Origin of the sequence: Janthinobacterium sp. 67 (assembly GCF_002797895.1) — a bacterium.
In the GTDB taxonomy this organism is placed as follows: Bacteria; Pseudomonadota; Gammaproteobacteria; order Burkholderiales; family Burkholderiaceae_D; genus Janthinobacterium.
Map to the genome: position 1 here is coordinate 4,102,509 of NZ_PGES01000001.1, position 18,133 is coordinate 4,120,641.

At 65.4% G+C, this 18,133-nt stretch carries 15 protein-coding genes; 11 read left to right on the plus strand and 4 right to left on the minus strand.

Annotated elements, in window-relative coordinates; translation table 11 throughout:
• The first annotated feature begins 17 nt into the window (after positions 1-17).
• Positions 18-1,295, plus strand: coding sequence for a multidrug effflux MFS transporter (locus CLU90_RS18350; protein ID WP_100428600.1), 1,278 nt, complete (start codon positions 18-20; stop codon positions 1,293-1,295).
• On the opposite strand, the gene yfcF is transcribed toward CLU90_RS18350, so the two are convergent.
• Positions 1,183-1,821: a glutathione transferase gene (gene yfcF, locus CLU90_RS18355; protein WP_100428601.1), complete on the minus strand. Its 639-nt coding sequence runs from the start codon at positions 1,819-1,821 to the stop codon at positions 1,183-1,185. The genes CLU90_RS18350 and yfcF overlap by 113 nt on opposite strands.
• Before the next feature lie 109 nt (positions 1,822-1,930).
• On the opposite strand from yfcF, the gene gcvA reads away from it, so the two are divergent.
• Complete coding sequence (gene gcvA, locus CLU90_RS18360; protein ID WP_100428602.1) at positions 1,931-2,836, plus strand: transcriptional regulator GcvA; 906 nt, start codon at positions 1,931-1,933, stop codon at positions 2,834-2,836.
• Here gcvA and CLU90_RS18365 read toward each other — a convergent pair.
• The 3 genes from CLU90_RS18365 to CLU90_RS18375 all read right to left on the minus strand — a co-directional run bounded on the left by CLU90_RS18365 (position 2,829) and on the right by CLU90_RS18375 (position 5,920).
• The gene (locus CLU90_RS18365; RefSeq protein ID WP_086140485.1) at positions 2,829-3,125 is read right to left on the minus strand and encodes a DUF493 family protein; all 297 of its coding nucleotides are present in this window, start codon (positions 3,123-3,125) and stop codon (positions 2,829-2,831) included. The genes gcvA and CLU90_RS18365 overlap by 8 nt on opposite strands.
• 316 nt (positions 3,126-3,441) lie before the next feature.
• The gene (locus CLU90_RS18370; RefSeq protein ID WP_100428603.1) at positions 3,442-5,175 is read right to left on the minus strand and encodes a DUF6600 domain-containing protein; all 1,734 of its coding nucleotides are present in this window, start codon (positions 5,173-5,175) and stop codon (positions 3,442-3,444) included.
• A gap of 103 nt (positions 5,176-5,278) precedes the next feature.
• A complete protein-coding gene (locus CLU90_RS18375; RefSeq protein WP_100428604.1) occupies positions 5,279-5,920 on the minus strand; it encodes a LysE family transporter in 642 nt (213 codons plus the stop codon).
• A 193-nt stretch (positions 5,921-6,113) separates the two neighbouring features.
• Between CLU90_RS18375 and CLU90_RS18380 the strand changes: the two genes are divergently transcribed.
• The 9 genes from CLU90_RS18380 to ccoN all read left to right on the plus strand — a co-directional run bounded on the left by CLU90_RS18380 (position 6,114) and on the right by ccoN (position 18,119).
• The gene (locus CLU90_RS18380; RefSeq protein WP_100428605.1) at positions 6,114-7,061 is read left to right on the plus strand and encodes a DUF808 domain-containing protein; all 948 of its coding nucleotides are present in this window, start codon (positions 6,114-6,116) and stop codon (positions 7,059-7,061) included.
• Positions 7,062-7,145: 84 nt separating this feature from the next.
• Positions 7,146-7,577 (plus strand): inner membrane protein YiaA, encoded by a 432-nt coding sequence (yiaA, locus tag CLU90_RS18385; RefSeq protein ID WP_092719172.1) that lies wholly within the window; start codon positions 7,146-7,148, stop codon positions 7,575-7,577.
• Between the two features lie 45 nt (positions 7,578-7,622).
• The gene (locus CLU90_RS18390; RefSeq protein WP_100428606.1) at positions 7,623-9,731 is read left to right on the plus strand and encodes an EAL domain-containing protein; all 2,109 of its coding nucleotides are present in this window, start codon (positions 7,623-7,625) and stop codon (positions 9,729-9,731) included.
• Positions 9,732-9,926: 195 nt separating this feature from the next.
• On the plus strand, positions 9,927-11,588 hold the full coding sequence (locus CLU90_RS18395; protein ID WP_092719179.1) for a methyl-accepting chemotaxis protein: 1,662 nt from the start codon (positions 9,927-9,929) through the stop codon (positions 11,586-11,588).
• A 24-nt stretch (positions 11,589-11,612) separates the two neighbouring features.
• Positions 11,613-13,061, plus strand: a complete 1,449-nt coding sequence (gene hemN / locus CLU90_RS18400; protein ID WP_100428607.1) for an oxygen-independent coproporphyrinogen III oxidase — start codon at positions 11,613-11,615, stop codon at positions 13,059-13,061.
• 9 nt (positions 13,062-13,070) lie between these two features.
• Positions 13,071-13,841, plus strand: coding sequence for a sulfite exporter TauE/SafE family protein (locus CLU90_RS18405; RefSeq protein WP_100428608.1), 771 nt, complete (start codon positions 13,071-13,073; stop codon positions 13,839-13,841).
• A 22-nt stretch (positions 13,842-13,863) separates the two neighbouring features.
• The gene (locus CLU90_RS18410; RefSeq protein WP_092719186.1) at positions 13,864-16,293 is read left to right on the plus strand and encodes a heavy metal translocating P-type ATPase; all 2,430 of its coding nucleotides are present in this window, start codon (positions 13,864-13,866) and stop codon (positions 16,291-16,293) included.
• A gap of 2 nt (positions 16,294-16,295) precedes the next feature.
• Positions 16,296-16,472: a cbb3-type cytochrome oxidase assembly protein CcoS gene (gene ccoS / locus CLU90_RS18415; RefSeq protein ID WP_092719189.1), complete on the plus strand. Its 177-nt coding sequence runs from the start codon at positions 16,296-16,298 to the stop codon at positions 16,470-16,472.
• A gap of 219 nt (positions 16,473-16,691) precedes the next feature.
• Positions 16,692-18,119 (plus strand): cytochrome-c oxidase, cbb3-type subunit I, encoded by a 1,428-nt coding sequence (gene ccoN / locus CLU90_RS18420; protein ID WP_034752511.1) that lies wholly within the window; start codon positions 16,692-16,694, stop codon positions 18,117-18,119.
• The last annotated feature ends 14 nt before the right edge of the window (positions 18,120-18,133 follow it).

An 18,133-nucleotide genomic window follows, 5' to 3' on the forward strand; every position in this document is an offset into this window, starting at 1 on the left:
CTTGCATACCAAAAAACATGAATCAACGAACAACACCTCCCCTGTGGGCCTGGGGCGGCATCGTGCTGCTGCTGGTCTGCCTGTCGCGCATCAGCATCGACATCTATTTGCCTTCGCTGCCGGCCATGGCCGACGCCCTGCATGCCAGCGATGCCCAGTTGCAACTGACCCTGAGCCTGTTCATGGCCGGCTCGGCCGCCTCGATGCTCGCTTGCGGGCCGCTGGCCGACCGCTACGGACGCCGCCCCGTGCTGCTGGCCGGCACGGGCATTTTTGTGCTCGCCAGCATCGTCTGCACCGTGACCAGCGACGTGTACGTGCTCATCGGTGCGCGCGTGCTGCAGGCGTTCGGCGGCTGCAGCGGCACCATCATCGGCCGGGTCATGGTACGCGACCGCTTCGATCCCGCCACGCAGGCGCGCATGCTGGGGAAAATCTCGATGGCGATGGGCTTGTCGCCGATCGTGGCACCGCTGGCGGGCAGCGTGCTCGATGCGGCATTCGGCTGGCGCGCCGTGTTTGGCGTGCTGTGCGCACTGGGCGCGCTGTCGCTGGGGCTGATCGCCGCGTATGTGCCGGAAACCAGGCCGGCCAGCGTCGTGCCACAGGGCAATACCCTCGCGCTGTACCGCCGCCTGCTGGGCGACAGGTATTTCCTGCGCTATGCGCTGGCCATCGGCTGCGTGTATTGCACATATTTCCCCTTCATTGCGGAATCGTCCGTGCTGTTGCAAAGGGGTATGCATCTGTCGCCGCACGCATATGCGCTGGTATTCGCGCTGACGGTCAGCGGCTATATCGCGGGATCGAGCCTGTTTCGCGCCCTGGGACCGCGCCTGGGCGCCGATTACATGCTGGGCGTGGCGGTGCTGGTCAATGTGGCGGGCGCGGCCAGCCTGTTGCTGGCGGGGACGTTGGCGCCGCGGCACGTGGCCTCGCTGGTGGCGCCCATGTTGCTGGTGATGGTGTCGGTGGGCACGGCCATTCCCGCCTGCCAGCTGGCCGTGCTGCAGCCGTATGGCGCCCAGGCGGGCAGCGCCTCGGGCCTGTTCTTCTTCGTGCAGATGCTCATCACGGCCGTGTGCGGCGCCGTCATCGCCGCCATCACGGACGGCAGCGAAAAGCCGCTGCTGTGGGTGACGGCGGCGGCCAGCGCGGCCTTTGCCCTCGTGTGGGGGCTGACTAAGCCGGTTGCGGCGACGGCACCTGCGCCAGCCACTGCCGCACGGCAGGGCGCTGCCACTGGGCCAGCGCATAGTCGCGCAGGACAGGCGGCACGGGCTCGCCGCTCTTGATCAAACGCAACAGCATCAGGGCCAGGTCCGTGTCGGCGATGCTCCAGGCGCCAGCCAGGTAGTCACCGTGCACCAGCTCGCCCGCGATATGCAACAGCTTGGCGGCCGCGGCCTGCGCCGCCGGCGACAGCGGCGCATGGTCCGCGCGGGGCGGATGGAACACGACGGTGGAATCGCGCTCGTTGCGCAGCGCCAGCAGGTCGCTGCGCAGCCACGCCTGCACTTGCCTCGCCCGCGCCCGCTGCCGCACGTCGCGTGGCAGCACGGAAGGATGGTCAGGCACGGCAAAGACGTCGTCGAGGTAGTCGGCGATGGCGTTCGATTCCGTCAGGACAAAGCCGTCATGCTCGATGGCGGGCACGCGCTGCGTCAGGCTGACGTTGCTGAACGGCGGCCGGCGCGCCGCGCCCGCGTCCAGGTCGACGTCCTGCACGGTGAAGGGAAGCCGCTTTTCGCTCAGGGCGACAAAGGCGGACAGGGCATACGGGCTGATGCGGTTGCGGTCGACATACAAAACGAGGGACATGGCGGGCTTCCTGTGGATAAGTGAACAGGATTCATCATAAAGCGCCGTGCACTGCCATCAAAACGAGTTATATTCAGCGTTCTGGTTACTTCTATTCACATCAAACGCCATGTCCCGACTGCCCAATTTTTCAGCATTGCGCGCCTTCGAGGCGGCCGCCCGCCATGGCAATTTTTCGCGCGCGGCCGAGGATCTGCACCTGACGCACGGCGCCATCAGCCACCAGGTGCGCAAGCTGGAAGAAGAGCTGGGCGTGCTGCTGTTCCAGCGCAACGGCCGCCATGTGACGGTCACGCCGCAGGGGCGGCAATTTGCGCTGGTGCTGGGCAAGGCTTTCACGGAGATCGCCACGGCGGCGCAAGCGCTGCGGCCGGCGCCCGCCAATACGCGGCTGACGATCACGGCGATTCCCTCGTTTGCGGCGCGCTGGCTGGCGCCGCGCCTCGGGCATTTCATCGAACGCCATCCCGGCATCGAAGTGGTGCTGCAAACGAGCGGCGCCTTGCAGGACCTGGAAAGCGAAGGCATCGACGTGGGCATCCGCTTTGGCCGCGGCCATTATCCGGGCCTGCTGGTGCAGCCGCTGATGGGCGACGTGTATTACCCCGTCTGCAGTCCCCATTACCGGGGCGGCAACTTGCCGGCCACGCCGGGCGAACTGGCGCAGGCGACCTTGCTGCGCTCGCTCGAACCGTGGCGGCCATGGCTGGCGGCGGCCGGCTTGCCGCTGGCCGAGCCCGTGGGCGGCGTACTGTACGAGGATTTGTCGATGCTGATACGCTCGGCCATCGATGGCGACGGCGTGGCGCTGGTGCGCCATGTGGTGGCGCTGCAGGAGGTGGCGGCGGGGCGGCTGGTGCGCCTGTTCGATATGGCCGTGCCCTGCGCCGACGCGTATTACCTGGTCAGCCCGCCCGCCGCGGCGCAGCGCGAGCCAGTGCGGGCCTTCCGTACCTGGCTGGGCGAAGAAATTGCCGCCTTCCAGGCACGCGAAGCGCCCACCTTGCTTACATGACGATCTTCACCATCGGGTGGCCCGACAGCGCCGTGTACAGGGCGTCGAGCTGCTCGCGGCTGATGGCGCGCACGGTGACGGTCAGGCCCGTGTAGTTGCCCTTGCCCGATGGACGCTCTTCCATGCGGCCCGCGTGGAAGGTCGGATCGTGGCTGATGACCAGTTCCAGCATGGTCGGGGCGAAGTCGACATGCGTCGGGCCCATGATCTTGATGGGAAAGTCGCTCGGATATTCGATCAGCGATTCGCTGGGAGGAATAATGTGTTCGGTGGGAGGCGTCGTTTGCATGGGAAATCCAATCAGTGCAGGTCAGAACAGGCAACGCTTATCGCGCGGCGGCTGCATAAAAGCGTATTGTAGCCAACTTTGAGGGCGGGCGCGCCCGCCGCCATGGCGCAGACGGCAAGGCAAAAAAAAGCCAGCTGGGTAAGCTGGCGGAAAACTATTTCGTTGAGACAAAATAGCCGGAAAAGTCGCTGCTGTGACTTGGAGGAAAAGCAGTAGTCGTACTGTAGCCAAACGACGGCCGCCTTACCTCCGGTATGTGACGAACTGCGCATTTTGCGGCGTGAACGCCGATACGGCGCGACAGACGGCACGCCCGTCAGCGCTCCACTTCCTGCATCCGGCCGTTGCGGCCGGGATTGCCGCGCTCATGGTTGCGCTCCCGGGGCGGATTGGGGCGCTCGGCACTGCGCGCTTCCTGGGGCGGCCGTGCGGCAGGGGCCGCAGGGGCCGGTGGAGGCGGCGGCGCGGGGCGCGGCACGGCCACGGGCGGCGAAGCAGGCAAGGATGGCGGCGGCGCCGTCTGCAACGCTTCGCGGCGGGGGCCACGCTCGGCGCGGTGCCAGTCGGCGCGGGGTCGCTCCTCGCCATGCCACCCGGGGTGACCCACATGATCTTGCACGGGCGGCAAGGCCGGCATGGCCGGCATCCGGGGCTGTGCCGGCACCGGCGGCTGTTGCGGCTGGGCCGGCACGGGCGGCCGGTTCGGCTGCATGGGACGGGGCGCCATGTGCGTCTGGCCATCGTCCGTCTGCAAGCGGCCGGGACGGTTGACCCAGTCGCGCCGGGGCTCCCTCGGCTCGGCGGGACGCTGCCAGTTGCCGGCCGGCGCAGGGGCCGTGCTCAAGGGCAAACTTTGCATGATGGGTGGCGGCATGGTGGTGCGGTTACGGCGCGGCACGTCGACCGTGCGCGCGCCGCCAAAACGCTCGCCGGGCAGCATCGTCATGCCTTCGCGCCGTTCGCGCTCGCCCGCCACGGGGCGGCGCCCTTCGGCCACGCGGTTGATGCGGCGTTCATACTCGGCGCTGGCGCGGTAGCCGGGCACGTAGCGCTCGTGCGGCGACAGGGGGAACCAGCCGACACCCGGGTGCTGGCCATGCTGCTGCCAGTGGTTGCCGCCGACCCAGCCCACCAGGGCCGGCGCCCAGGGCACGCGGCCACGTTCGCGTCCCGGCGCCCAGCCCCAGCGGTGGCCCAGCAGCACCCAGCGGCCGTAGTGCGAGGGGGCATAACCCCACGGCGCATTGTCGACCCAGGTCCAGCCCCACGGCGCGATCCACGTCCAGCGCCCGTCGCTGTACGGCGCCCAGCCGGCCGGCACGGCGCTGGGCAGCCACAAGGGGCCGTATTCCGCGTGGTCCTGCCAGGCGCCATAGCGGTCCAGCTCTTCATAGCCGGTGGTATCGTCCGTGACATAGCGCAAGGCCGGCGCGGCGGCGGGCAAGGCTTCGGGCCAGTTGTCGAAGGCGATCCGCTGCAAGGCGCCCGTGCGCAATTCCTCGTCCGTCAGCTCGGCACGCTTGCCAGCGCGCAAGGTGACGCTGCCCGTCGCGCCATCCACGTCGGCCGCGCCGTCGAGCACGCTGACGACGCTGGTGCCGGGCTGGTGCCCCGCCTCGATGCGCACCCAGCCCGGCTGCGTCAGGATCACGCGGGCCTGGGCGGTGGTCAGCTCGAAGCCGCGCAGCGCGTCGGGATTGCGCACGCGCACGCTGACCGTGCCATAGCTGAGGTGCAATTTGAAACTGTCGTCATCGAGCTCGCTCACTTCCAGCTCGGAATCGCCATCGAGACGCACGGCCGCCGCACCCACGCGAAACTCCGCCAGCGCGCCGCGCATGGTGCTCAAGCGGTTATCCGTCGTGACGGGCCAGTTCAGCAGGGCGTTTTGCGCGTCGCCGTCGCCGGCGCGCACCAGCACCTGTCCTTCGACGGTGGAAATACGGCCCACGCGGGCGGGCGGATCCTCGGCCAGCGCCAGCGAGCACGCCGACGACAACAGCACGGCGCACACGGCGTTCAGAAAGGGGAAAGACAGGGTCGGACGCATGGCAGCGCTCCAGGCAGGACTTACAATGACGACATGTATCGATTACATCCGCTTCAGGCGGGCATCGCAAGCGGGCTTACAAATGTTTGCATCTTGACTTCGGTCAGGATGCCGCCTGGCCGCCGCGCTTGACGAAGAACAGGGCCGCGCCGACAGCCATCAGCAAGCCGCCAAAGAAGCGGTTCTGCTTTTTCACGGCCTTGGCGTCGCGGAAAAAGCGCTGCATCGACGAGGCGAGGAAGGCATAGCTGTGCATGACGATCTGGTCGATCGTGCACATGGTGACGGCCAGGATCAGCAGTTGCGGCAGCAGGGGCGCAGTCGGGCTGATGAATTGCGGCAACACCGCCACCATGAAGATGATGCCTTTCGGATTCGTCACGTTCGTCAAAAAGCCCGTCAGCACGCGCCGGCGCCAGGACGGCACGACGGCGTCGGCGTGCAGGTCGCCGGCCACCGCTACCTTGGCGCGCCACTGCGACAGGCCCAGGTAGATCAGGTACAGGGCGCCCACCGTCTTGACGATATTGAACGCCACTTCGGAGGCCAGCAGCAGGGAACCCACCCCGGCGCCCGCGATGCCCAGCACCACCAGCAAGCCCAGTTGCAGGCCGAGAATCGTGGCGCTGGCCTTTTTCACCCCGTACGACAGGCCGTGCGACATCGACAGCACGGCGCCCGAGCCGGGCGAGACGGCGATGATGGAGGCGGCGATGACAAAGGTGATCCAGGTGGCGAATGGCATGCGGTTTCCCAAAAAATGGTAATGAAGAGCAATTTTACCCCGGTCAGTGCGGCCCTGCCGGCCATCCCTGGGGTAAGATCGCGGTCGTGTCTTACCGACCTCACTCCTTGCCGTACAACCAAGAATAACATCATGAAAAACAACACTTTCCTCGCTCCACGATTCCCTGCCACCGCCATGGGAGCGCGCTGAGATGGCCGGCTCCAGCCTGCTGGCCCTGCTCGACGACATCGCCAGCATTCTCGACGACGTTTCCCTGATGACCAAGGTGGCCGCCAAGAAGACGGCCGGCGTGCTCGGTGACGACCTGGCCCTGAACGCGCAGCAAGTGGCCGGCGTGCGCGCCGAGCGCGAACTGCCGGTCGTCTGGGCCGTCGCCGTCGGTTCGCTGAAGAACAAGGCCATCCTCGTGCCCGCAGCGCTGGCCATCAGCGCGTTTGCGCCGTGGGCCATCACGCCGCTCCTGATGGTGGGCGGCGCCTACCTGTGCTTCGAAGGCTTCGAGAAGATCGCGCACAAATACCTGCACCCGGACGACAGCCACAAGGCCGAGCTGGCCCAGGCGCTGCGCGACCCGCAGGTCGACCTCGTCGCCCTGGAAAAGGACAAGATCAAGGGCGCCATCCGCACCGATTTCATTTTGTCGGCGGAAATCATCGTCATCGCGCTGGGCACGGTGGCTGCGGCCACCTTCGCCGAGCAGGTGGCCGTCGTCGTCGGCATCGCCATCATCATGACGGTGGGCGTGTACGGCCTGGTGGCGGGCATCGTCAAGCTCGACGACGCGGGCTTTTACCTGGCGGCGCGCAAGGGCGCGGGCGCGCTGATGGACGGCGTGCGCGGCTTTGGCCGCATGCTCGTCTCGGCGGCGCCGAAACTGATGAAATTTCTGTCCGTCGTGGGTACCCTGGCCATGTTCATGGTGGGCGGCGGCATTCTGACGCACGGCTGGCCGTGGGCCAGCGGCATGCTGCACCACGCGGAAGAAGCCGTCGGCAGCGTGGCCGGCATCGGCCCCGTGCTGGCAGCCGTCACGCCCAGCCTGATCAACGCGGTGGCCGGCGTCATCGCCGGGGGCCTGGTGCTGGCCGGTGTCACGGCCGTGTCGGCTTTGTTGCGCATGGTCAAGCCAGCCAAATAAACTTTCTGGTCTGATGGGGCGGCAGGCGCATCCGTGCCTGCCGCCCCGGCCATGCCGCGGCGCCAGCCCGTCCATGGAGACCCTATGCAGACTTCCCCCATCCAACGTCCCAGCAGCGCCTTCATCGGCGCCTCCTGGGCGGCCCTGCTGATCGGCGCCATCACCTACCTGTCCGGCCTGTGGAACGCCAGCATGGCGCTCAACGAGAAGGGCTATTACTTCACCATCCTCATGTACGGCCTGTTCGCCGCCATCTCGCTGCAAAAATCCGTGCGCGACCGCGCCGAAGGCATCGCCGTGACGGGCATTTATTTTGGCCTGTGCTGGATTTCCGTGCTGCTGGCCTTGCTGCTGCTGACGGTCGGCCTGTGGAACGCCACCCTGCAGAACAGCGAAAAGGGTTTCTACGCCATGGCATTCCTGCTCAGCCTGTTTGCCGCCGTGGCCGTGCAAAAGAATGTGCGCGACGTGGCGCGCGCCTCGGCCGCGACGCCTGCCGAAGTACCGGGAACCTAAATCGCGCCAGCGCGTCTAGCTGTATATCCACATGAGGGGGCGGCGATGAGCGACCAGCAAAAACGTTTGCAGATGGCACTGGATGCGGCGCACATGGCGATCTGGGATTCGCGCATCGTCGATGGCCAGATCATCGACGGCACGGTCAGCTGGTCGGCCAACGGCGCGGCCCTGCTGGGCCTGGAAGAGCGGCCGCTGACGCAGCCGTTCCGTGCCTTTCTCGGCTTCGTCCACGTCGATGACCAGAGCAAGGTACTCGAGGTGATGCAGGAAGCCGTGCGCCAGCACGACGGCTATGAATTGCAGTACCGCGTCGTCTGGCCCGACGGCAGCGAACGCTGGCTGGCGGCCAAGGCGCAAGTGTTCACGAATGCCGACGGTCTCCCCGACCGCACCCTGGGCATCATCTGGGATATCACCGAGCACACCTTGCGCGATCTGATGATCGCCGAAAGCAAGGAGCTGGCGGAAGTGACGCTCAGCTCCATCGGCGACGGCGTGATCACCACCGATCCGCAAGGCAAGACACGCTACCTGAACCGGGTGGCCGAGCAATTGACGGGCTGGAGCAACGAACTGGCCCAGGGTCTCGACATCTGGCAAACCCTGAACCTCATCGATGAACACACGGGCGAGCCGCTCGAACACGTGGCCATCAAGTGTCTGCGCCAGCGCCAGGCCATCGGCATTTCCACGCATGCGCAGCTGGTCACGCGCGACGGGCGGCGCATTGCCGTCGAGGAGTCGGCCGCGCCCATCTGGTCGCACGACGGAAACATCCTCGGCGCCGTCGTCGTGTTCCGCGACGTCAGCCACGAGCGCAAGCTGAGCCAGCAACTGTCGTGGCACGCCACGCACGACACCCTGACGGGCCTGATCAACCGGCGCGAATTCGAACACCTGGTGGCCGGCGCCCTGCACACGGCCAAGGAAGAGGGCCACGTGCATGCGCTGCTGTACCTGGACCTGGACCAGTTCAAGGTCATCAACGACACCTGCGGCCACGGCGCAGGCGACGTGCTGCTGCAACTGCTGGCGAAAATGCTGCAGGCGCAAATGCGCGACAGCGACATCCTGGCGCGCCTCGGTGGCGACGAACTGGGCGTGCTGCTGCCGCATTGCCCGCTCGATCACGCGCGCGTGATCGGCGAACAGCTGCGCCAGTCCATCCGCGATTTCCGCTTCGCCTGGGATAGCCGCAACTTCGAGCTGGGCGTGAGCATCGGCATGGTGGAAATCAGCCAGGACAGCAAGTCCATGAGCGAGCTGCTGAGCGCGGCCGACCAGGCCTGCTACCTGGCCAAGGAGCAGGGCCGCAACCGCATCCATGTCTACCAGGAGTCCGACGTCATGCTGGCGCAGCGGCATGGCGAAATGCTGTGGATTTCGCGTCTGAACGAAGCGTTCGCCCACGATTATTTCCGCTTGTACGCCATGCCCATCGTGCACCTGCACGACGGCCCGGAACACCACGACGAAGTGCTGATCCGCATCCGCAACAGCAAGGGCGACCTGATCTTGCCGGGCGCCTTCATCCCGGCCGCCGAACGCTACGACATGATGCTGTCCATCGACCGCTGGGTCATCCGCGCCGTCTGCGCGCATATCGAGAGCGTGCGCGACAGCCTGCCGCCGATGGAAGCGATGGCGGAAAGCCGGCGCCGCGCCCCAGCCCTGTATTCCGTCAACCTGTCGGGCATGTCGCTGGCCGACGCGGGCTTGCACGACTACATCACCGAACAGTTCGTGCAATTTGCCGTTGCGCCCGAGCAAATCTGCTTTGAAATCACGGAAACGGCCGTCATCGCCAACCTGCCCAAGGCGCAAGTATTCATGCGCCAGCTCAAGGCCATGGGTTGTCGCTTCTCGCTCGACGACTTCGGCAGCGGCTTTTCCTCGTTCGGCTACCTGAAGGCGCTACCCGTCGACTATCTGAAGATCGACGGCGTCTTCGTGCGCGACATCGCCAGCAACGCCATCAACCGCGCCATGGTCAAGGCCATCAATGAAGTGGGCCACGTGATGGGCTTGAAAACGGTGGCCGAATACGTGGAAGACGATGCCACCCTGGCCGTCATCCGCGAGCTGGGCATCGACTACGCGCAAGGCTACGCCGTGGGCAGTTTGCGGCCGCTGACGGCGGGCGTGGATTAGCCGCCGCTGGCAACCAGTAGCGTTACAACAATGCCGCATTGCTATCGCTAAATGCGTACAAGCACGACCAATCTGGAGGATTTTGATCTACATCAATAAATTTGCGCAGGCGACTCCTTACACTGATCTCCATTCTTGCAATCGTGCAAGTCTTACTCACCAATTAGCTATTCAACTGATCAGGAAGCCGCGACCATGCGACAAAATTTGCCAGTGACTAACCGTGAAGTCCTCGTCCTGGACGACCAGGCCATCGTGTCGAAAACGGATATGAACGGCAATATCGTGTATGTGAATCCGTACTTCAGCCAGGTCAGCGGCTTCAGCGAGGCCGAGCTGCTCGGTTCGCCCCAGAACATCGTGCGCCACCCGGACATGCCGGCCGAAGCGTTCGCCGACCTGTGGGCCTCGGTCCAGGCCGGCACACCGTGGACGGGCCTGGTCAAGAACCGCTGCAAGAACGGCGATTTCTACTGGGTGCGCGCCAACGTCACGCCGATCCGCGAAGCGGGCAAGACCATCGGCTACATGTCCGTGCGCGTGAAAGCGGACAAGGACCAGGTAAAAGCGGCCGAGGAAGCCTACGCGGCCATCCGCAACAAGGAAGGCGGCAACATCGTCATCAAGCACGGCCAGATCGTGCGCCCGGGCCTGGCGCACCTGCTGCACAACCTGACGCACATGTCGCTCAACCTGCGCATCTGGGCCGCCACCTCCATCGTCAACTGCTTGCAGCTGCTGGTGTGCGTCATCAGCCTGTTCGCCAGCGGCGGCAAGATCACCAATTACGCCATCTTCGGCGCCACCCTGTTCGGCTTCCTGATCAACGTTTTCCTCTGGTACACCTTGCGCATGTCCGTGCTCAAGCCGCTGGGCAAGGCCCTGAACGGCGCGCGGGCCATTGCCGCCGGCGACCTGTCGGGCAGTTTCGAAACGGACAGCACGGATGAAATGGGGCAATTGCTGCGCGCGCTGCAACAGATGAACAGCAACCTGATCGCCACCATCCGCGACGTGCGCATCAACGTGGAAACCATGGCCGTGGCCACCAAGCAGATCGCCGTCGGCAATATGGACCTCTCGGGCCGCACGGAATCGCAGGCGGCCAGCCTGGAAGAGACGGCTTCGAGCATCGAGGAATTCTCGTCGACCGTGAAACAGAACGCGGACAATTCCGTGCAGGCGAACGAGCTGGCCGTGGCCGCCTCGAAAGTGGCCGTGCAGGGCGGCGAGATCGTCTCCGAAGTGATCACCACCATGGACGACATCAACACCTCGTCGAAGAAAATCGTCGACATCATCGGCCTGATCGAAGGCATCGCCTTCCAGACCAACATCCTGGCCCTGAACGCGGCCGTGGAAGCGGCGCGCGCCGGCGAGCAGGGCAGGGGCTTTGCCGTCGTGGCGGGCGAAGTGCGCAACCTGGCGCAGCGCTCGTCCGTGGCGGCCAAGGACATCAAGCAACTGATTGAAATTTCCGTCGGCAAGGTGGGCGCCGGCATGCTGCAGGTGAACCGCGCCGGCGCCACCATGGAGCAGGTGGTCAGCTCCGTCAAGCAGGTGACGGCCATCATGCAGGAAATCTCGATCGCCTCGCGCGAACAGAGCATCGGCGTCGACCAGGTCAACCAGGCCATCGCCCACATGGACCAGGTGACGCAGCAGAACGCGGCCCTGGTAGAAGAAGCCGCCGCGGCGGCCACCCGCCTGGCGGAAGAAGCTGCCAGCCTGTCGCAAGCCGTGAGCCTGTTCAATTTCGGCAAGATGCCGCCACCGCGCCGCGTCGCCATGCCCGGCGGCAAGGGCGGCGCCGCGAACGCCGGCAAGCCCACCGCCCTGAAACGCCTGGCCGCCTAAACCTTTCAAGACTTCATACACATCATGCCTACACTACTCAGCAGTGCTTCCGCCGAACTGGATGCGGTCGTCGAATTCGACCCGGTCATCATCGGCAAGATGAGCCAGTCCGGCCCGCGCTACACGTCCTATCCGACCGCCGACCGTTTCAACGGGGAATTTGGCTACGGCAATTTCCTCGAAGCGCTGGCCGCCCTGCGCATGCGCGGCGGCCGCCGTCCGCTGTCGCTGTACGTGCACGTGCCGTTCTGCGACACCCTGTGCTACTACTGCGCCTGCAACAAGATCATCACGAAAGACCGCAGCAAGGCCGCCACCTATCTCAGCTATCTGAAGCAGGAAATCGCCATGCAGGGCAAGCTGTTTGCCGGCATGAACCAGATCGAGCAATTGCACTTCGGCGGCGGCACGCCCACTTACCTGAGCGAAAAGCAGATGGACGAACTGATGGCGCATCTGCGCCAGCATTTCGAGTTCGCGTCCGATGAAGACGGTGAGTATTCGATCGAGATCGACCCGCGCACAGTGTCGCGCGAACGCGTGTTTTCCCTGCGCGCCCAAGGTTTCAACCGCATCAGCCTGGGCGTGCAGGATTTCGACGCCGACGTGCAAAAAGCCGTCAACCGCATCCAGCCGGAAGCGGAAACGGTGGCCATCATGCAGGCGGCGCGCGACGCCGGTTTCCGCTCGATCAGCATCGACCTGATCTACGGCTTGCCGAAGCAAAACCTGGAAACGATGACGGAAACGCTGCGCAAGGTGATCAACGCCAGCCCGGACCGCATCGCCCTGTACCACTACGCGCACATGCCGCACCTGTTCAAGCCGCAGCGCCGCATCCTCGACGCCGACATGCCCGACAGCGCCACCAAGCTGGCCATGCTGGGCCTGTGCATCGCGCGCCTGACGGCCGCCGGCTACGTCTACATCGGCATGGACCATTTCGCCAAGCCGACGGACGACCTGGCCGTGGCGCAGCGCCAGGGCCGTTTGCACCGCAACTTCCAGGGCTATTCCACGCGCGCGGAAGCGGACCTGATCGCCTGCGGCGTGTCGGCCATCAGTTCTGTCGGCGCCGTCTACAGCCAGAATGAAAAGACGCTCGACGCGTACTACGAAAAGCTCGACGAAGGCGTGCTGCCGATCGCGCGCGGCATCAAGCTCGACACGGACGATTTGCTGCGCCGTATCATCATCCAGATGCTGATGTGCAATTTCGAATTGTCGATCGCCAGCATCGAGCAGGCGCATCCCGTGAAATTCCGTAGCTACTTCGCCAGCGAGCTGGAAAAGCTGCGCGAACTGGCGCGCGACGGCTTGCTCGTCATCGAGGAAGACTGGTTGACGGTCACGCCGAAAGGACGCTTGCTGATCCGCAATATCTGCATGGTCTTCGACCGCTACCTGACCATGGCGCGCGCCAATGCCGCGCCGGACGCGGTGCAGCCGCTGCGCTACTCGAAAACGGTGTAGCGCCACGCGATGAACGCCCTCAGCCTCGTGCCCATGTTCCTCGTCGGCCTGGCCGGCAGCGTGCACTGCATCGGCATGTGCGGCGGCATCGTGGGCGCGTTGTCGCTGGGCGCAGGCGCACCGGCGGCGCCTGCCCGCCCGGTGATCGCCATCGCCGTGGCACGGCCCGCGCTGCGGACAAGCCTGCAATCGAACGTGCTGCGCGTGCTGGCCTACAACGGCGGGCGCATAGTCAGCTACATGCTGGCCGGCGCCCTGGCGGGCAGCCTGGCGGGCGCGGGCATGCTGCACCTGGCTTCCCTGCAAGTGGCCGGCTACTGGCTGGCCAACCTGATGCTCGTCGCTTTGGGCCTGTACCTGATGGATGCCTGGCGCGGCCTGGCCCATCTGGAAGCGGCCGGCAACGTCGTCTGGCGCCGCGTGCGCCCCCTGCTGAAACCGTTGATGCCGATGGATACGCCGTTCAAGGCGCTGGCCGTGGGCGGGTTGTGGGGCTGGGTGCCGTGCGGCATGGTCTACAGCGCGCTGCTGACGGCCATGATGCAAGGTTCGGCCCTGAACGGCGCGGCCACGATGGCCGCCTTCGGCCTGGGCACCCTGCCCACTTTGCTGGGCATGGGTTTGCTGGGCACGCGGCTGCGCGCGCAGATGCAGCGCCGTCCCGTGCGCATCGCCAGCGGCTTGCTGGTGCTGGGCTTTGGCTTGCTGGGCCTGCTGCGCGCCGTCAATGGCGTCTCGCTGGGCTGGCTCGACGCCCTGTGCGTCACGGGCCATCCATGAAAAGACGCTTGAAAACAAACCTATGAATGCTGTTTTACAACCATCCGCCTGCTTCCATTGCGGCTTGCCCGTGCCAAGCGGTTCCAGCTGGAACGTCACCATCGACGACGTGCCGCGCGCCATGTGCTGTCCCGGCTGCGAAGCGGTGGCGCAAACCATCGTCGACATCGGCCAGAGCGCCTACTACCGCGACCGCGACGAATATGCCGTCAATGCGGCCGATGCGACCATGGTGCCGCCCGAACTGCGCCTGTACAGCAATGACGATGCGCAATTCGCGCGCGACGCCAGCAGCTGCGAAGCGACCCTGTCCGTCGAAGGCATCCGCTGCGCCGCCTGCGTCTGGCTGATCGAGCGCCAGCTGACGCGCCTGCCCGGCGTGCAGGCGGCCAGCCTGAACGTCGCCACGGAGCGCCTGTACGTGCGCTGGAGCCGCGCGCAATGCGAACCGGGCGACATTCTGCAAGCCGTGCGGCAAGTCGGCTACACCGCCTATCCGTATGACGCCGTGCGCCATGGCGAACGCCTGCAAAAAGCCAGCAAGACCCTGGGCCGCCAGCTGTTCGTGGCCGGCCTGTCGATGATGCAGGTGATGATGTACGTGGCGCCCGCCTACCTGGCCGCCGAGGATGGCACCCTGGACGACAATATGGCCAGCCTGATGCGCTGGGCCAGTTTGCTGCTGACCCTGCCTGCCATCTGTTACTCCGCCATGCCCTTCTTCCAGGGCGCCTGGGCCAGCCTGCGCGCGCGCACCCTGGGCATGGACGTACCCGTCGCGCTGGGCATCCTGGCGGCCTTCTTCGGTAGCGTGGTGGCGACCTTCACGGGCCGCGGCGAGGTGTATTACGACTCGGCCACGATGTTCATCTTCCTGCTGCTGTGCAGCCGCTATTTCGAGCTGCAGGCGCGCCGCAAGGCCGCTTCCGCGCTGGAACGGCTGCAGCACGCCTTGCCCGCGTCCGCGTCCTTGATGGCGGGCTTCCCCGACAGCCGCGCCACCACCCTGGTGCCGGCCGGCAGCCTGGCCGTGGGCGACGTCATTCTCGTCAAGCCGGGCGAAGCGATCGCCGCCGACAGCGTCATCATCGAGGGTACGAGCGCGCTCGATTTGTCCTTGCTGACGGGCGAGAGCGCGGCACAGCGCCGCAAAACGGGCGAGCGCGTGCCAGGCGGGGCCATCAACGCCAGCGCGGCGATCATCCTGCGCGTGCTGAAGCCGGCGCGCGAAAGCACGCTTTCCGATTTATTGAAACTGATCGAGCGGGCCGGCAGCGGCAAGCCGCAGATCGCGCAATGGGCCGACAAGGTGGCCGCCTGGTTCGTCCTGGGCCTGCTGCTGTTCGCCGTCGCCGTGTTCGCCTTCTGGATCTGGCACGACGCGTCGCAGGCCTGGCCCGTGGCCATCGCCGTGCTGGTTGTCTCTTGCCCGTGCGCGCTGTCGCTGGCCACGCCGACGGCGCTGGCGGCCGCCACCGACAGCCTGCTGCGGCGCGGCGTGCTGATCGTCCAGCCGCACGTGCTGGAAACCCTGCACCGCGCCACCCACATCGTCTTCGACAAGACGGGCACCCTGACGCTGGGCCGGCCCGTGCTGAAGCAGATCGAGGGCCTGGACGGCATGACGGAAGACGACTGCCTGCAGGTGGCCGCCGCGCTGGAAGCGGGCAGCGCCCATCCGCTGGCGCAGGCGATCCTGGCCGCCGCGGGAGAAACGCCGCGCACGCATGCGGAACAGCTGCAGGAAGTGCAGGGCCAGGGCCTCGAAGGCATCGTCGGCGGCGTGCGCTATCGCCTGGGCAATGCGGCCTTCGTTGCCGCCATCGCCGGTCCGCCGTTGGGCGACACGGCCGTCGGCATGCAGGGCATGACGCCGCTGTACCTGGGCACGCAGGGGCGCTGGCTGACGCGCTTTTTACTCAGCGACGCGCTGCGCCCGGAAGCGCGCGACGTGGTCGCGTATTTCCAGCGGCGCGGCAAGCAGGTCGTGCTGCTCAGCGGCGACCAGGAAGCGCTGACGCAAAGCGTGGCGACGGAACTGGGCATCAACACGGCCTGCGGCGAATGCCTGCCCGATGAAAAGCTCGATTTCGTGCAGCAATTGCAGGCGACGGGCGCCGTCGTGGCGATGGTGGGCGACGGCATCAACGACGCGGCCGTGCTGAGCGGCGCCGACGTTTCCTTCGCCATGGGTTCCGGCGCCGCCCTGGCGCAGGCCCATGCGGACACGGTACTGCTCTCAAACCAACTGGTATCCGTGCTCGACACGGCCAAGACGGCCGCGCGCAGCATGCGCATCATCCGCGAAAACCTGGGCTGGGCCACCCTGTACAATCTGACGGCCATCCCGGCCGCCGCGCTGGGTTTCTTGAACCCCTGGCTGTCCGGCGTCGGCATGGCTGCCAGCTCGGCCGTCGTCATCGCCAACGCCCTGCGCCTGCGGAAAGCCTGAACATGGAAGCACTGTATCTCCTTATCCCCTTGAGCGTCGTGGTCGTCTTCATCGCCCTGTGGGTGTATTTCACGGCCTCGGACGGCGGCCAGTTCGACGACCTCGTCGGACCGGGCCTGCGCGTGCTGCAGGACGACGATACGACAACGACGCCGGCGCCCGGCGAACCGCATCCCTGAGCTCCCGGCCCGGCCGGCGCCTGCCCCGCAATCCGCCCGGATTGCAGGGATCTTGTATGGCTTTTTTGAGCGGAATTTGACCGAAATACCGCTTTATTTCGATGCCAGTTCGCTACGCTTATTTCATCCGGGGAATTTTGATCCACATCAAAGTTTTTTCGCGGTCAAACACTTACTCTCTGGCCACCATCATAAATAGTAATTCCAGGGAGAGTCTTTGTGGATCAATCGCTGAACTATAACTACAAGATCGTGAAGCAATTCGCGGTCGCTACTGTGGTATGGGGCATCATCGGCATGCTGGTTGGCGTTATCATCGCCGCTCAGCTGGCCTGGCCTGCCCTGAACCTCGACATACCATGGCTGACATACGGACGCTTGCGTCCGCTGCACACGAATGCGGTGATTTTCGCCTTCGGCATCTGCGGCTTGTTCGCCACCTCGTACTACGTCGTGCAACGCACCTGCCAGGTGCGGCTGTTTTCCGACAAGCTGGCCGCCTTCACCTTCTGGGGCTGGCAAGCCGTGATCCTGTGCGCCGTCGTCACCCTGCCCATGGGCATGACGCGCGGCAAGGAATACGCGGAACTGGAATGGCCTATCGCCATCCTCATCGCCGTCGTCTGGATCGCCTACGCCATCGTGTTCTTCGGTACCTTGATCAAGCGCAAGGTCAAGCACATCTACGTGGCCAACTGGTTCTTCGGCGCCTATATCCTGGCCGTCACGATTCTGCACGTGGTCAATGGCGCCGTCATGCCAGCCTCGTTCACCAAGTCGTATTCCGCCTATGCGGGCGTGCAGGACGCCATGATCCAGTGGTGGTACGGCCATAACGCGGTGGGTTTCATCCTGACCGCCGGCTACCTGGGCATGGTCTACTACTTCATCCCGAAACAGGCCGAGCGCCCCGTGTACTCGTACCGTCTGTCGATCGTCCACTTCTGGGCGCTGATCTTCACCTACATGTGGGCGGGTCCGCATCACCTGCACTACACGGCATTGCCTGACTGGACGCAATCGATCGGCATGGTCTTCTCGCTGGTCCTGCTGGCACCAAGCTGGGGCGGCATGATCAACGGCATCATGACCCTGTCGGGCGCCTGGCACAAGCTGCGCACCGATCCGATCCTGAAATTCATGATCGTCTCGCTGTCGTTCTACGGCATCGCCACCTTCGAAGGTCCGATGATGTCGATCAAGACCATCAACTCGCTGTCGCACTACACCGACTGGACCGTTGCCCACGTGCATGCGGGCGCCCTGGGCTGGGTGGGCTTCATCACCATGGGTTCGATCTACTACCTGCTGCCGCGCCTGGCTGGCCGCACGCAGATGCACAGCACGCGCCTGGTCGACGTGCACTTCTGGGTGGCCACCATCGGCATCGTGCTGTACATCGCCGCCATGTGGATCGCCGGCGTGATGCAGGGCCTGATGTGGCGCGCGGTCAATCCGGACGGCACCCTGACCTACACCTTTGTCGAGAGCGTGAAAGCAACGTATCCGTACTACGTGGTGCGCGTGGCCGGTGGCCTGCTGTACCTGTCGGGTATGTGCATCATGGGCTACAACACCTGGATGACCCTGCGCGGCAGCAAACTCCCCGTCGCCCGCATTCCGGAACTGAACGCGGCGCACGCCTGATAGGAGCAAAAGCA